Below are 15,448 nucleotides of genomic sequence, written 5' to 3' on the forward strand. Positions count from 1 at the left end.
AGCAAGATGGCTAAAAAAGCACCAGAAATGGAAGAGTACAAGTATGGTTTTCGCGATGAGCATAAATCCATCTTTCAAACCGGCAAAGGTCTGACAGCGGAAGTTGTAACGGAAATTTCCAAAATCAAGAACGAACCGGAATGGATGCTGGAATTCCGTTTGAAATCCTTGAAGCAGTTTGAGAAAATGGCAATGCCTAAATGGGGCGGCGATCTGGACGGACTGGACTTCAACGAAATTCAATACTATGTTCGTCCTTCAGAAAAGCAAGGGAAAACATGGGAAGAGGTTCCTTCCGAAATCAAAGAAACGTTTGATAAACTGGGTATTCCGGAAGCAGAGCAAAAGTTCTTGGCAGGGGTATCGGCTCAGTATGAATCCGAGGTTGTATACCACAACATGCAAAAGGAACTGGAAGACCAAGGCGTAATCTTTATGGATACGGATACGGCTCTCAGAGAGCATCCGGAAATCCTGCGTGAATACTTCGCTACTGTTATTCCGCCAGCAGATAACAAATTTGCTGCCCTGAACAGTGCGGTATGGTCTGGAGGAAGCTTCATCTACGTACCTAAAGGCGTAAAATGTGAAGTACCTCTGCAAGCCTATTTCCGGATTAACTCCGAAAACATGGGTCAATTCGAGCGGACATTGATCATTGCAGACGAAGACAGCTTTGTACACTATGTAGAGGGTTGTACAGCTCCGATTTACAGCACGAACTCTCTGCACAGTGCGGTAGTTGAGATCATCTGTAAGAAAAATGCTCGTGTTCGTTACACAACGATCCAAAACTGGGCACCAAACATCTACAACCTCGTTACGAAACGTGCGGTTGCTGAAGAGAATGCAACGATGGAATGGGTCGATGGTAACATCGGTTCCAAACTGACGATGAAATACCCAGCGGTTGTACTGAAGGGCCGTGGTGCTAAAGGTTCCGTTCTGTCCATCGCTGTTGCAGGTAAAAACCAGCACCAGGATGCAGGCGCGAAAATGATTCACCTCGCTCCGGATACAACTTCCACGATCGTATCCAAGTCGATCAGTAAACATGGGGGTAAAGTAACGTACCGTGGTCTGGCTTCCTTTGGACGCCAAGCTGAGGGCGCGAAATCCAACATCAAATGTGATACACTCATTCTTGATAATGAGTCCACATCGGATACGATTCCTTACAACGAAATCATGAATGATAACATCATGCTGGAGCATGAAGCAACGGTGTCCAAAGTGTCTGAGGATCAACTCTTCTACCTGATGAGCCGTGGTCTTACCGAAGCGGAAGCAACACAGATGATCATCATGGGCTTCATTGAGCCATTCACAAAAGAATTGCCAATGGAATATGCCGTTGAGATGAATCGTCTCATCAAGTTCGAGATGGAAGGTTCCATCGGTTAAGACATATGTAATGGGAAAAGACGAACTTTCATGGTTCGTCTTTTTTTTTGCCATAAGGTGAGTAATCTTTGATTTAAAATGTAAAAATAAGACTAATAGCACAGGCCAATTCATAGAGTTAAGCATTAAATGATAGAAAAAGGATGTGATGCTATGAATGCAAACCCTTTCGTAGGGTATCGAATTACAAGTTCATTCGGTTATCGAATTCATCCTATACATGGAGGCCAGACGTTTCATCGAGGAGTAGACCTGGTCACTGAACCCTGGAATGGCCCTGTATACGCTTTTCTTGAAGGAACGGTACGTTTTGCAGCGGAGGGACGAACAGGCTCTGGCTTTGGCGGATACGGGCTCACCGTGGCGTTGGAGGATCATCGTGAATACCTGCATTGTTATGCTCATCTTTCACGTATTGCTGTTCGTGCAGGCCAGCAGGTGAAGCGAGGTCAGCTTATTGGATATCAAGGCAGTACAGGGCAGAGCACGGGTCCGCATGTGCATTATGAGATTCGAAAAACAAGCTCACCTTCCTACGGATATACCGCGAGTGAACATGGAGTCGTTGAACCAACAGCATATTTGCTAAAAGAATATGGAACGATCTCTCAGGAAGAGGAGGGTCCACCGATGACAAGCGAGGAAAAGCAATTGCTTACGCTTATGCAGAAGCAACTGGAGCTTCAGGGGAGATGGATTCAAGAACAGAAGCGATTGTCCAATATGAGCTGTCCTGACTGGGCACAGGAGGCAATGACGTATTACCTCCCCTTTATTCAGGATCACACGGGAAGTTATGACTTTTGGAGAACACTTGTGATCATGTATCGGAAGGAAAAAGGAATAGAAGTACAACAAGAGGATTGAAGCTGTAAGGTCAGTATAAGAAAGATATATGGGTCTTCTATGGGCTATAAACCAAATCGGGAAGATTGCCGTTTCGCCCGGTTCCTCCAGCAGGGAAGCATCATATGTTAGGGTATACCTGATAAAGAGGAGGCAATCACATGAGCGAAGTAGGTTATGGCTGTAAAGGCAACGTTGGTGGTGTAGGCGGTGTAGGTGGATACAATCCATGTACGTCGGTTGGCGCCATCTTGGTACTGTTCATCTTGTTGGTTATCATTACAAAAGCTTTCTGTGTGTAACTCAATCGACTGAATATACGTAAGACAGATTAAGGGAAGCTCAGTTGAGCTTCCCTTTTAAATATTTTCTCTGTTATACCGACTTATTGCACGTAAATCTCAACGATGGCAATATCTCTTTCTTTCGCTAAATCGATAAAGGCCATAGAGGTCTGAACGAGTGGGCGGAAGTAGTCAGCTGGATTATTCATGACGATGACACCAGTCTGTCCTGTTGTGAGGAGTACTTTTTTGCCTATAAAATTCGGAAGCATATGTTTGATCAGTTCCTGGGTAGCTTCGCCATTCAACTGACCGAAACTGAGGCTGTATAGCTCACACAGAACAGAAATTAGCTCTTGCTTGGTTTGGTACACCCGATTTGTAGTCATCGCACTGTATACGTCAGCTACAGCAGTTATACGAGCATAAGGATGGATTTCATCCCCTCGCAAGCCATGTGGATAACCGCTCCCATCTTCACGTTCATGATGTTGTAGGGCAACCATAGCAATGATTTCATCCTCAGTGGAAGCTTTAATAATATCGTAACCGTAAAAGGTGTGTTTTTTCATTTCTGCGAATTCTTCTGTCGTTAGTTTACCTGGTTTATGTAAGATTTCAGAAGGGATTTTGGACTTGCCAATATCATGAAGATACCCTGCTTTGGCTACCGTAAGACATTCGTCGGGACTATAGCCCATCCAGCCGGCAATATAAAAAGCGAGCATACCGACCTGCAAGGAGTGATTGTAAGTGTAGTCACTGTCTCCATCCAGCATAAGCAGCAGGGAAACAACGTCTTTTTGTTTTTCGAGTTGTCCCGTTAAAGTGCCCAAAATTTCATCAACCTGTGACTCATCAATAAAGCCTTTTTCTATGGCTTGTTGGAACAGAGATTCTGTGCCTTTGATCGTGTCGTTAAACAGATTGGTTAACAGACGGGTCTGATCGGAAGGCAAGTTTTGTTCATCAGAGTGAAGGTTGGATGTATGTTCTACATCTGCGAAATCAATTCCATGATGCAGCAGTTTAGATATATCATCTTCACTGAGAACGGAACCTTTCATCAGCATGTGGAGACCTGAAGTGTTGTAGATATCATTTTTTAGCAGGTCGCCGGGTTTAAGATCTGTAACATGCACTCTCACGTATAAACCACCTTTTCCTCGACTAATATCGACACATATCATTATAATAACAAGAAAAAAATGGGTTGACAACGACTTATTTACTGTTCATGTACCTCTGTAAACAGCGGATAGACCCATTTTTTCTAGTCCAAAGGGTTCCAGGGGCCTAGTTGATGGCCCTTCCACTCCGAGCCGTCTTCCCAAATTTCCTTTTTCCAGATTGGCACAGTTTGCTTCAACCTTTCAATGGCATAACGGCTTGCATCGTAACAATCGCTGCGATGAGGTGAGGATACCGCAATAACGACACTAACCTCTGCCACGTCTACTTTGCCAATTCGATGACTGATCGCACAGCGCACACCTGGCCAGCGTTCTGCAATTTCCGTGCCGATCGCAGCCATATGGGACAGAGCCATGGGGACATATGCTTCATATTCGAGATGTACCGTGCGTTGTTCGCCAGTCATTTCACGTGTCGTTCCTACAAAAGTTAAAGCAGCACCATGATTGGCGGTAATGACCAAATTCGTGGTGTCCTCCACAGATAACGGAGCATTGCTAATCACATACAGGCCATCTTCTGTACGATGCTCTTGGGTAGGTGGCTGTTTATCATCATGAGGTCTAACCGTGCCATCTCCTCCGGATACAGGAGGAATCAAAGCCAGTTCGTCTTCCGCCTTAAGTGGTGTATCGGCTGGAGCATAATTCTGGTTTACTGCCAGAAAGGAGGAACGAATCTGTGAGGCAGCATCAGGATAAGCCTGGCCTAATTGTTCTTTGAGCTTGAAAGCCGTAGGCGCATCACCGTCATACTCAAATTCTATTTGGGATGTATTTAAACGTTCTGCAATACCTGCAAATAGTTGAATTGTAAATTTCATGGAATGAATCGCTCCTTTTTGATCTCTAAACCCTATAAATATATCATAACGACGTAGAAAATGTTATGCTTATCCACTAGAAGAATGTACGTTTAATGAACGGCAGAGGAGGCGGTGTAATGCGCAGCAGCGAGAAGCAAACATTAACCATTCTGCACACCAATGATGTCCACAGTCATTTCGGCTCCATGAGCGCGATCGCTGCCATGATTCGTGAGGAACGTGCTCAAGCAGGGCATCTGCTTGTTCTTGATATTGGTGATCATATGGATCGAATGGCTATTGAAACGGAAGGTACCTTGGGCATGGCTAATGTGGACGTGCTCAATCTGACAGGCTATGACGCTATTACGATCGGTAATAATGAGGGGTTAACCTTTACGCCAGACCAGCTCGCCCAGTCCTATACCGGACTCCTTTGTCCGATTGTATGTGGCAATGTGTTTGAACAGGATACAGGACATCCCCCAGCCTGGATGAAACCTTGGAGTATTATTGAAAAGGGACCATTTCGCATTGGTCTATTGGGAGCAACGGCCCCATTTAATACCTTCTATGAACTCATGGGCTGGCAAGTGACGGATCCTGTAGAGACGTTAAAAGATCAGGTGAAGACGCTGCGGGAACACGTTGATATCATTATTGTTTTGTCCCATCTGGGCCTTTCAACGGATAAAAGACTGGCGGAACAGGTTACTGGTATTGATGTTATCCTGGGTGGACATACCCATCATGTACTGGAAGAGCCTTTGGTGATTGGCAAGACTGTGCTGGGAGCAGCCGGGAAATTTGGCCAATGGCTTGGGAAGGTCGTGCTGGAACGAGCAGGAGAAGCAGAGCCTATACAGTTAGTACGCAGCGGTTGTGTGCCGGTACAGAGCACCATGCTGGATGAGCAGGTGTCTTTGGCTATCGCTACAAACGCTGTAGAAGCTGAAAGAATGCTGGATCAAACAGCGGTGATCACAGATCGTACGTTACGTGTTCATTACGAGCAGGAATCTCCTTTTGCTACCTTGCTTGCACAAGCCGTTCGGCATTTTACGGGAGCGGAACTATCGCTTGTGAATGCGGGTCAGTTGCTCGGAAACCTCCCGCAGGGGGACATTACTAAAGGAATGTTACATTCCCTATGTCCATCTCCTATAAATGCTTGTACAATATGCTTGAATGGTTATCAGATTCGTGAAGCACTGGAGCAGTCACTGCTGGAAGAGTTCATCTCTAAACCCATTGTAGGTTTTGGTTTTCGAGGGCGAATTCTAGGGACGTTATGCGTGGATGGAATGGAAGTTCGTTATGATCCCAGTGCGCCAGCCTATGATAAGATTCAATCCATTCTTGTGAATCATATACCTATAGAAGAACAGCGTGAATATATTGTTGGAACGCTTGACATGTTTACGTTTAATGTAGGATATCCTTCTTTGGCTCAAGGAAGCAACATCCAATATTACCTTCCGGAATTCATACGTGATTTGCTGGAAAGGGAATTAAAACGACCAGGGGCACTGGAGGAGAGCCTGCATAGCCGCTGGTTTCAAAGTTAGAACATGACTGCCTTCTGCTGATGCGGCGGCTAGTGATCATTACATCTACGGAGCGGGAGAGGATAGGCTGTGCGTTTAGTACATATAAACTTATTGCAGCCTGGCATGAAGCTGGGGAAACGAATTTTTAGTGAAGAAGGTCTGGTTTTACTCAGTGAGGATGTAGAACTGACGAGCCGGTTAATCGGGCGATTGAAAGATCTTGGGATTGGATATGTCTATATTCAGGATGCTGCGACAGAAGACATTATCGTGCCCGATATGTTACAGGAAGATACAAAGCGAAGGGCACTTGTGGAGATCAAACAACAATTTCAACATATGTCCGGCTTCAAAAGCAAAAACCGGATCACACACTTCGGTAAAGCGCTTAGCGGTGTAATGAACAGCATTCTGGAGGATATCGGCAGTCAAAAAGAAGCCATGATCATGTTAATGGACATGAACTCCAGCGATTTTGACCTCTATAATCACTCACTCAATGTTTGTGTGTATACGCTCGTACTCGGTGTAGCCTCAGGTTATACACGCCAGCAGCTCATGGAGATTGGTCTGGGCGCTCTGCTGCATGATATCGGAAAGACACAGATTTCCTCCGACATTTTACATAAGCCTTCACGTCTTAGTGATGAAGAATACAAGATCATTCAGCAGCATACGACGTATGGGCACCGTATTCTTAAGGATGAACCCGGCATACCCTTACTTGCAGCACACTGCGCACTGCAGCATCATGAACGAATTGATGGCAGTGGTTATCCTTTTGGTTTGAAAGGCAATGAAATCCATGAATATGCGAAGTGGATTGCTCTTGCCGATTCGTATGATGCCATGACGACCAATCGGGTCTATCGTCAAGCTTTATTACCGCATCAAGCAGTAGAAGTACTATACACAGGATCGGGAACCCTTTATGAGCAGCGGATGCTTGAAAAGTTTAGAGACTGTGTGGCGATCTATCCCGTAGGTATTTCCGTAACGCTGAGCACTGGGGAAGTTGGCGTCGTAGCCGCGATTCAACCTCGCGTACCACAGCGGCCGCTAATTCGTGTTCTTAAGGATGCAGAAGGTCAGGTGCTCCGTGCACCGTACGAAATAAATCTTGCAACGAAGCTTTCCGTGATGATTACAGGAGTAGAGGGAGCGGAGAATTCGACTTCGCTTCTGAAGCATGAGCAGTTGAATAGTTAGCGAACGAAATATAGTGCAAGCGCTCAGGTGGTCACATGGGATAGATGAAGCTAATTTCCCGAAGACGCATGAGCGTTTTTGTCATGTAATGGACAGGGTTTGGCTGTGCAGGAAGATTCGTAATTGTGCTATGATAAAAGATAACTCCCAAAAAAGGTATCTAAGGTATGATGAAAATAAAACTTTTTAGGTTAATAAAAGGAATAAGGTGAAGAACTATGACCATGCTAAACTCAGGATCGGTACAACCGATGCCTTTATCGCCAACGAATGATCCGTGGGATCCGATTGGCTCTCTGCGTACATATGGCCGCCATGTGCTGACCAGTGTAGAAATGACAGTGACACATCTATGCAACATGCGCTGTGAACACTGTGCCGTAGGGGATATGCTTACGATGCAAGAGGCACCCGCACTGCCGCTCTCACTTATGTTGAAACGACTGGATGAGGTAGAACATCTTCAGACGATCAGTCTGACCGGAGGCGAACCCAGCTTTAGCCAAAAGACGGTGGATGAAATGATAATTCCACTGCTTAAATATGCCAAAGAACGCGGGATTCGTTCGCAGATCAATTCCAATCTGACGCTGGATATCAGCCGATATGAGAAACTGCTCCCATACCTGGATGTGATGCACATTTCATTCAATTACCTGAATGCGGATGATTTCCATCAGGTCGGGTTTGCCAATAGCGGCAGATCAGTGAAGCGTGAAGTTGCTGTGAAAATGTATGAAAAGATGATTGAGAACTCTCGCAAGTTGAGTGAAGCCGGCATGTTTATTTCTGCCGAGACGATGATTAATTATCGTACCCACGATAAACTGGATGGCATCCATCAATTAATACGGGAAATGGGTTGCGTTCGGCACGAAGTACATCCGATGTATAGCTCTAACTTTGCAACCGCTCTGCCAGTGCTCTCGCTGGATCATATGAGAGCTGCCATTCACAAGTTGCTTGATGTTCGTGACAAAGACATGTGGATGCTCTTCGGAACGCTGCCGTTCTTCGCATGCAGTGCGGCCGAGCAGGATCGTGAGCTGATTAATCGTTTGTACAGTGAACCTAATGTGACGGTTCGTAATGATCCGGATGGACGCAACCGTGTAAATGTCAACATGTTTACGGGTAACGTATATGTGACTGATTTTGCAGATATCCCGGCGTTTGGTAATATTCATGATCGTAAACTGGATGATGTCTTCCACGAATGGGCTGCGGAGCATCCACTCAATCAGACGGTAAACTGCCATTGCGATGCTGCATCGTGTTGCGGGCCGAACCTGCTTGTGGCTGACATGTACTATAAAGGCGTGGACTTCAAATCGAGAAAAGCAATTACACGTTAAATGTTAATATTCCAGGTGCATTCCTGAAATAGACAGAGAAGGGGAGTTACATCTTGGGCATTCATACCGAATTTCATCTTGGACAGCTGGTATTTAATCTGGTCTGTGTCTTTTTGCTCGTATTTTTGAATGGCGTATTTGTGGCAGCGGAGTTTTCTCTCGTCAAAGTAAGACAGACACGCCTGACACAATTACAGAGTGAGGGAAACCGTCTGGCTGGTTATGCATTAAAGGTGAACGGTAAGCTGGATGCCTATCTGTCGGCAACACAGTTCGGGATTACACTCACATCTCTCGGACTGGGATGGTTAGGTGAACCTGCAATCTCCAAACTGCTTGTGGAACCGCTGATGTTTAAGCTGGGTGTGTCCGATACAAGCCTGATTACAACGGTATCCGTTATTATCGGATTCTGTATCATCACGTTTTTGCACATTGTGCTTGGTGAGCTGGCTCCTAAATCGCTGGCGATTCAAAAGACAGATGGGGTAGCGTTGCTTTTATCCGCACCGTTGCTGTTATTTTATAAAGTTTTCTTCCCGTTCATCTGGGTTCTTAATGCTTCGGCGAATGCTTTATTACGTCTGGCGGGCATTGAACCGGCGAGTGAAAGTGAAGCCCATTCCGAGGATGAGCTTCGCATTCTGATGAAACAGAGTGCCAAAAGTGGTGTTATCGACAAGGATGAGATCAAGCTGATGGATAATATCTTTGATTTCTCCGACATGCTGGCTCGTGAGGTTATGTTGCCTCGTACAGATATGGACTGTTTGTATACCCATCTGTCGCTGGAGGAAAATCTAAAGATCATCAACGCAACGAAGCATTCCCGTTACCCGGTAGCGGTGGAGGATAAGGACGAGATTATCGGATTTATCCACATCACCGATCTGCTGCTGGCGGAACCGGAGCAGCAACAGGATCTGGCTTCACTTGTGCGTCCAATTCTGAACGTGCCCGAGTCGATGGAGATCAGCCATGTGTTACGTCTGATGCAGAAAAAGCATTCCCAGATGACCCTTGTCGTAGATGAATATGGGGGTACTGCAGGACTACTGACGGCCGAAGAAATTCTGGAAGAGATCGTTGGAGATCTGTATGATGAGTTCGAAGATGAGCGTCCACATATGGAACGGATCGGTGATGCGTTTTCGATCGATGGACGTTCGTTGATCGAAGAAGTGCATGAATGGACTGGAGCGGTCATCGAGGACGAAGAGGTAGATACCATTGGCGGATGGTTGTTCAAAGAGCTGGAAGGTAGTCCAGCCAAGGGCAAAACACGTGAGCGGAACGGCTATGTCTTTGAAGTGGAAGAGTCAGCACGTTTACGAATTAACCGGGTCAAAGTGTACAAGCAAACGAAAACACAAGATACAGACATGGAAGAGGAACAGTGAACTGCTGTTGCCTGTGATTGATGATAAATGATAAACAGTAGAAAACAGACAAGACCTTTGAAAGGGGTGCTTTGGCACCTTTCGAAGGTCTTTTTTGCATGGGTGGGAATAAGCAAGTTTACTCTGTAAATGGCAAAAATCTGCTCATCGTTTTGCAAAAAGGGATTATCTTGCTCAGCACGACATATGGTTATAAGGACAGGAAATGATGGGAATGTACTGCATGCCTTGTGAAGGAATGCAGAATGCATGTCTTTGGATCATAAAGGAGGCGTTTCGATTGAAAGATCCTCAGGTACGGGCTTATGTTCCTTTTGTGGGGCCATTTGATCCGTGTAAACCTCTAGGTGTTCGTACGTATCTGGTTCCACCGCAATTATTTATTCCCTTTCAGCCCATGGGTTGGCCGCAGTACAGTCCAGCTGAAGCCTTAAGACTGGGCACGTTGTGGCCAGCGCTGTATAGTCCGTATACCTCAAAAAAAATGAAGGAAAGGGCGGTGGAGAACGATGGAGAAGGAACAGCCGAAGCCTTGTGACGCCCAATATTACGAACTGCTGGAGGAGCTACAGGCGCTGGATTTTGTTCTGGTCGAGCTGAATCTTTATCTGGATACACATCCGGGAGATTTTCAGAGCATTGAGCAGTACAACAAATTTAGCCAGGAACGGATGCGTGTTGCACAAGAGTTTCAGCAATTATATGGTCCGTTAACGAATTTCGGTCATTCCTTTTCCAAATATCCATGGGAGTGGTCCCAGACACCTTGGCCTTGGCAAGTATAAAATCGAAGGAGGCGTCCTGTACATGTGGGTTTATGAAAAGAAATTGCAATACCCGGTTCGGGTGAGTAAATGTGATCCTCATATGGCAAAGCTGCTGATGGAACAATATGGTGGTGCGGATGGAGAACTCGCAGCAGCTTTACGCTATCTGAATCAGCGTTATACTATTCCTGACAAAATTATCGGTCTGCTAAATGATATCGCGACGGAGGAATTTTCTCACTTGGAGATGATTGCAACGATGATCTACAAGCTCACCAAGGATGCCACGATGGAGCAGCTGGAGCAGGCCGGGTTGGACGCTCATTATGCAGGACATGATCGGGCGCTTTTCTATAACAACGCTGCGGGTGTACCCTTCACGGCCTCCTATATTCAAGCGAAGGGCGACCCCATCGCTGATTTGTACGAGGATATCGCAGCCGAAGAGAAAGCCAGGGCTACATATCAATGGTTAATTGATCTAACGGATGACGTGGACTTGCAGGACAGCCTGAAATTTTTGCGGGAACGTGAGATTGTACACTCGCTAAGGTTCAGAGAGGCCGTTGAGATTCTGAAGGATGATCGGGAGACGAAGAAGATTTTTTAATTACGAAATCAAACAGACCTATAGCCAGAAAAGATAACGGGCAGTCCAGGAGGACTGCTTTTTTGTTCGGGTACTATTACTTCATACCCATAAAATCAGAAAAAGGGACGATTCATTAAGGTGTTGACCCCCAAAGTCGTCCTGCAGATCTAGAATAAACGTATGAATAAGCGCTCTTAGTATTCAACGACCATGGCAACATTTTGCCATCCGGCTCCAACGGTCCAGAACAACACTTTGTCACCACGCTGTATCTTGCCGGAGGTTATCGCTCGATGCAGTGCAATAAACGGACTGCTGGTGGAGGTGTAACCGAACTCATCTCCAATATAGACAGCGATGTTATCATCAATGCCGATATTCTCGGATACCGCACGGATGTTGGCAATCGACAGTTGTGAGAAACAGGCAGCTTTGACCTCATCCGGTCTGATTTCATTGCGTGTTAGTAACGTGCGAATGGATTCTGAAGCGGCATCGACACAGATCGAGTCATCAAACGGTGTGAATTTCACATGAAAAGCTCCTGCATCCACACCTGTGCTTCCGAGCTTGGCAAGCCCCTCCGCCGGAAATAGTGAATTTTGATATACACAGGTATCCGTCTGATAGATTGAATCGATAAATCCAACAGCATGTTCATCCCGTTCGACAATGACGGCTGCTGCAGCATCTCCGAAATTTGCAAAATAAACCGGATCATCCGGATTGGCATGTGGGGCCACATAATCCGAGCCTAGGATTAAAGCACGTTTAATCCTTGGATTACCGAGCATCTGCCGACTGACTTGTTCAAAAGCCGCAGTCATACCTGCACAGTTGGCATTGCTATCGATACAAATGGTGTGAGATGCTCCATGGATCAGATGATGAATCATTAAGGAGTTCGTAGGGAAAATATATTCGGGTGTTTGGCTTGCATAAGCAATCAAGTCGATATCCTGGCCGGTTAATCCGGTTTTAGCCAGCAGATTTCGGGTCGCCTCGAAGGCCATTGTCAGTGAGTTTTCGTCAGCGTGATCAATTTTGTAACGTGATTCACGCCCGAGTGCTTTTAACAAACCACGGATATCTACCCCTCTTGCATCAAAGTGTTCAATATAAAAGTCGTTGTGCACCTTGGTTTCCGGATGATACATATCGATATCAACAATACGAATTCCAGCCATCGTCATCCTCCTCTTATGTGGAAAGGCAGAGCTGTGATGAGAACACCAGACAATCTAAGGCGTTACGCCGAAATAATTTCCAGATTGTCGAGCCCTACGGTCCGACCCAGTCTGGCAAGTTGCATTTTCAAAATGGCATTGTTCTCCAGGGTTAACACGACTTTTTTATATTCGTCCTTTTTGAACATGGCCAGGCATCCCTCAAGAAGAGGTACGATCTCAGGGGCGGTAACATTCAGCTTTTTGCAGTCAATGTCCAGGTTGAAGTCTTGGGTGTTGATGGAAGAAATCGTATCCTGATATGCCGAGATCGAACGAAGACCATCCTCTTGAGAAAAAGAACCTTCCAATTCAATGTACAACACCTTGTTTGAAGCATCTGTCTTTAGAATAAATTTTCCCATTACGTGTTCTCTCTCCTTTGTAATATGAGTGAAATATATCCTCTATGGAATATTGCCGTCCATTAGACCCTAAAGAGAGGGATACCAGGTTGTTAAGCCGGAAGGATAATTTACCCATATTATAAAGGTAATAATGTAAAAAGATCAATAAAAAGGTCGAATAGTGTATAAAAATGTAGAACGTTGAATTACTGGATTTCCTCAAGCGTGGCAAGTAATACATTAAAAGCGCTGATAATACGCGGAACACCTACGCACGGCGCCAGATGGAGTAATATTCCTTTAAGTTCATCCAAGGTAACCCCTACGCTTAGAGCCATGGCATAATGGACACCGAGCTGTTCGAACTGTCCCTGCGTGATTAACGATGAGATGATAGCGACTTCTTTCCACTGATCCGTAATCGTTGTTCTCTGAAAAATATCACCATATGCTGTTCCCATAATAAACTCGGACAGCTCGGGAAAGTGTTCCTTAATCGGTGCAAATGCCTTCGCACCATATTCTCCGGAAAGCTTGCTAAAGCGTTCTAAACCTTGCGTCACCTGTTCACTCATGACTTGTGCCTCCTAATCCAAATTGACAACCCGGTGTGCCGTTGGCGGAATCTCGTCCCGATCCGTCAGCAGTTCGATTACAGCGACCCGTTTTAACTTCAAAGCAGCCTCCAGCGCGGCGGAGAACTGTGCCAACGTTTCTGTACGGAAAGCCGTAGCTCCCAGTGACTCGGCAAATTTGACGGCATCCATGGGAATCTCGAAGAGGGTACCATCGATGCGTCCCGTCGTTTTTTCCATACCTTTCAGGGCCATATCCAGCTGTTTGTTGTTGACAACAATAAAAATGACAGGAATATTTTTGCACACAGCTGTATTAATTTCTGTGCCCAGCATCATAAAACATCCGTCTCCGGTGATACAGATCACCGTCTCTTTGGGTGAGGCGGCTTTGGCCCCAATAGCCATACCGATGGCATTCCCCATGCAGGCAAAGTAGGCATCAAATATGAAACTGCCCGGTTTCTTCACTTTATAACGCTGAACGGCGTGAAAGCCATGGCTGCCATCATCAACGAACAATTTATGATCATAGGGCAGCAGGTCGCTCATTTGATCCAGCACCGAAGCGAGAGAGAGATGTGGCAACTCTGGTAATGGGGACTGATATTGAACTGGTTCAGTGATCGCTTCGGAAACAGCTACTGTAGCGGACGGCAGAGTGGTGAGCAGGTATTGCAGATTATCCTTGATGTCCCCTGTAATATGTAAGGTCTGAGATTGTAGAATTTTGCCTACAAAGGTTGGGTCGGTATCCATTTGAATCAGTTGTGCCGGATGATGATCTGGTTTGAGATTACACAGCGTCATATCGCTAAGTCTGGAGCCGAGAACAATATAAAGATCACTTTGATTCAGCATCTCGTCGCCATGTGAGAAACCACCTACACCGCAAGGTCCGTGATAGAAAGGGTGATCCCATACTATGGCTCCTTTGCCGCCGGGAGTTGTCACAACAGGAATTTTTAACGTTTCAGCTAGTTGTTGCAGCTCCTCATGTGCCCCGGAACGAGTTACGCCTTTACCTGCAATAATCAAAGGATGCTGAGCTTGTTGGATTAAAGGCAGTATTCGATTCAGATTAGAGATGCTGAGCATTGGCTCAGATTCAGGAATAACAATGCGGCAGGATGCAAGCTGTTCGGTTTGTACGTCAAAAGGAAGACAAAGATGCACAGGGCCTTTGTTCGGGCCTAGTGCAATGGAAATGGCATGATTCAAAATAGTTCCGAAGTGATCTCCACGCTCAACCAGTTTGCTGAACAGTGTAGCAGGCTTGAACATTTCAGCCAGATCGGCCAGATAAGAAGAGGAGTCCTGACACTGGGGGATGCCCAGTTCCTGAATGGATTGATGACCGGTAAGGAATAACACAGGAAGATTATTTGCTTTGGCATGAGCCGCAGCTGTGAGCAGATTGGTTCCTCCAGGGCCCGAGGTAGCAATAGCGACACCCAGGCGGCCTGTCTGCAATGCGTAACCCGAAGCTGCGAAGCCTGAACTGGCTTCATGGCGGCCGGGGATAAATTCCAGACCGTAATCTACCATTTTCAGAAGAGCAGGACAGATGGATTTTCCGATAATACCAAATACATGAGTGACACCCAGATTGCGCAGCGTTTCTGCTAAATAGTCTGCAACAGTTCTCACGCGAGGACACCTCATTTCGAGTAGTAGGTTTTTAGTACCAGGAGGCTTATCCGATTGTGCATGTTGGTATTTGTCTAAGGTTGTAAGAAGAAGAATTCCTTGGTATTAGAAATCGTATCTTTTTTTGTGGTTTTTTGTCAATCTTTTTCCTGATTCAAATTTCCTAAGCCTTAAGTTGTGAACACTTCATTTTTTATGAACCCGTTTTCATATATGCAATGTAGATTATGCAACTTATTACCTA

The 15,448-nt window shown here is 45.7% G+C and carries 16 protein-coding genes; 10 read left to right on the forward strand and 6 right to left on the reverse strand.

Annotated elements, in window-relative coordinates; all coding sequences use genetic code 11:
* The first annotated feature begins 6 nt into the window (after window positions 1–6).
* From sufB to ACUTVW_RS04130, 3 genes are all read left to right on the forward strand, one after another.
* The gene (sufB, locus tag ACUTVW_RS04120; protein ID WP_434752004.1) at window positions 7–1,404 is read left to right on the forward strand and encodes a Fe-S cluster assembly protein SufB; all 1,398 of its coding nucleotides are present in this window, start codon (window positions 7–9) and stop codon (window positions 1,402–1,404) included.
* A 153-nt stretch (window positions 1,405–1,557) separates the two neighbouring features.
* A complete protein-coding gene (locus tag ACUTVW_RS04125; protein ID WP_445644605.1) occupies window positions 1,558–2,271 on the forward strand; it encodes a M23 family metallopeptidase in 714 nt (237 codons plus the stop codon).
* Between the two features lie 140 nt (window positions 2,272–2,411).
* Window positions 2,412–2,552, forward strand: coding sequence for a hypothetical protein (locus ACUTVW_RS04130; protein WP_167375722.1), 141 nt, complete (start codon window positions 2,412–2,414; stop codon window positions 2,550–2,552).
* A gap of 83 nt (window positions 2,553–2,635) precedes the next feature.
* Here ACUTVW_RS04130 and ACUTVW_RS04135 read toward each other — a convergent pair whose 3' ends face one another.
* Window positions 2,636–3,682 (reverse strand): HD-GYP domain-containing protein, encoded by a 1,047-nt coding sequence (locus ACUTVW_RS04135; RefSeq protein WP_445644606.1) that lies wholly within the window; start codon window positions 3,680–3,682, stop codon window positions 2,636–2,638.
* A gap of 125 nt (window positions 3,683–3,807) precedes the next feature.
* Window positions 3,808–4,551, reverse strand: a complete 744-nt coding sequence (locus ACUTVW_RS04140) for a molybdenum cofactor biosynthesis protein (RefSeq protein WP_445644607.1) — start codon at window positions 4,549–4,551, stop codon at window positions 3,808–3,810.
* A gap of 119 nt (window positions 4,552–4,670) precedes the next feature.
* On the opposite strand from ACUTVW_RS04140, the gene ACUTVW_RS04145 reads away from it, so the two are divergent.
* The 7 genes from ACUTVW_RS04145 (at window position 4,671) to ACUTVW_RS04175 (ending at window position 11,424) form a co-directional block, all read left to right on the forward strand.
* Window positions 4,671–6,101, forward strand: coding sequence for a bifunctional metallophosphatase/5'-nucleotidase (locus ACUTVW_RS04145; RefSeq protein WP_445644608.1), 1,431 nt, complete (start codon window positions 4,671–4,673; stop codon window positions 6,099–6,101).
* Window positions 6,102–6,170: 69 nt separating this feature from the next.
* Window positions 6,171–7,292: an HD-GYP domain-containing protein gene (locus ACUTVW_RS04150; protein WP_445644609.1), complete on the forward strand. Its 1,122-nt coding sequence runs from the start codon at window positions 6,171–6,173 to the stop codon at window positions 7,290–7,292.
* Between the two features lie 218 nt (window positions 7,293–7,510).
* A complete protein-coding gene (gene yfkAB, locus ACUTVW_RS04155) occupies window positions 7,511–8,647 on the forward strand; it encodes a radical SAM/CxCxxxxC motif protein YfkAB (protein WP_445644610.1) in 1,137 nt (378 codons plus the stop codon).
* Window positions 8,648–8,700: 53 nt separating this feature from the next.
* Window positions 8,701–10,047: a hemolysin family protein gene (locus ACUTVW_RS04160; RefSeq protein WP_445644611.1), complete on the forward strand. Its 1,347-nt coding sequence runs from the start codon at window positions 8,701–8,703 to the stop codon at window positions 10,045–10,047.
* A gap of 238 nt (window positions 10,048–10,285) precedes the next feature.
* Window positions 10,286–10,585, forward strand: a complete 300-nt coding sequence (locus ACUTVW_RS04165; protein WP_445644974.1) for a spore coat associated protein CotJA — start codon at window positions 10,286–10,288, stop codon at window positions 10,583–10,585.
* The gene (locus ACUTVW_RS04170; RefSeq protein WP_445644612.1) at window positions 10,557–10,832 is read left to right on the forward strand and encodes a spore coat protein CotJB; all 276 of its coding nucleotides are present in this window, start codon (window positions 10,557–10,559) and stop codon (window positions 10,830–10,832) included. The genes ACUTVW_RS04165 and ACUTVW_RS04170 overlap by 29 nt, the downstream gene beginning before the upstream one ends.
* Window positions 10,833–10,854: 22 nt before the next feature.
* Window positions 10,855–11,424: a manganese catalase family protein gene (locus ACUTVW_RS04175; protein WP_434751994.1), complete on the forward strand. Its 570-nt coding sequence runs from the start codon at window positions 10,855–10,857 to the stop codon at window positions 11,422–11,424.
* Window positions 11,425–11,600: 176 nt separating this feature from the next.
* Here ACUTVW_RS04175 and ACUTVW_RS04180 read toward each other — a convergent pair whose 3' ends face one another.
* The 4 genes from ACUTVW_RS04180 to ACUTVW_RS04195 all read right to left on the reverse strand — a co-directional run bounded on the left by ACUTVW_RS04180 (window position 11,601) and on the right by ACUTVW_RS04195 (window position 15,204).
* Window positions 11,601–12,593, reverse strand: coding sequence for a 3-oxoacyl-[acyl-carrier-protein] synthase III C-terminal domain-containing protein (locus ACUTVW_RS04180; RefSeq protein ID WP_445644613.1), 993 nt, complete (start codon window positions 12,591–12,593; stop codon window positions 11,601–11,603).
* Between the two features lie 62 nt (window positions 12,594–12,655).
* Window positions 12,656–12,997, reverse strand: a complete 342-nt coding sequence (locus tag ACUTVW_RS04185; protein ID WP_445644614.1) for a hypothetical protein — start codon at window positions 12,995–12,997, stop codon at window positions 12,656–12,658.
* A gap of 188 nt (window positions 12,998–13,185) precedes the next feature.
* The gene (locus ACUTVW_RS04190; protein ID WP_445644615.1) at window positions 13,186–13,554 is read right to left on the reverse strand and encodes a carboxymuconolactone decarboxylase family protein; all 369 of its coding nucleotides are present in this window, start codon (window positions 13,552–13,554) and stop codon (window positions 13,186–13,188) included.
* A 12-nt stretch (window positions 13,555–13,566) separates the two neighbouring features.
* Entirely contained in the window at window positions 13,567–15,204 is a 1,638-nt protein-coding gene (locus tag ACUTVW_RS04195) for a thiamine pyrophosphate-binding protein (RefSeq protein ID WP_445644616.1), read from the reverse strand.
* Window positions 15,205–15,448: the final 244 nt, after the last annotated feature.

This window comes from Paenibacillus sp. TSA_86.1 (assembly GCF_052691815.1).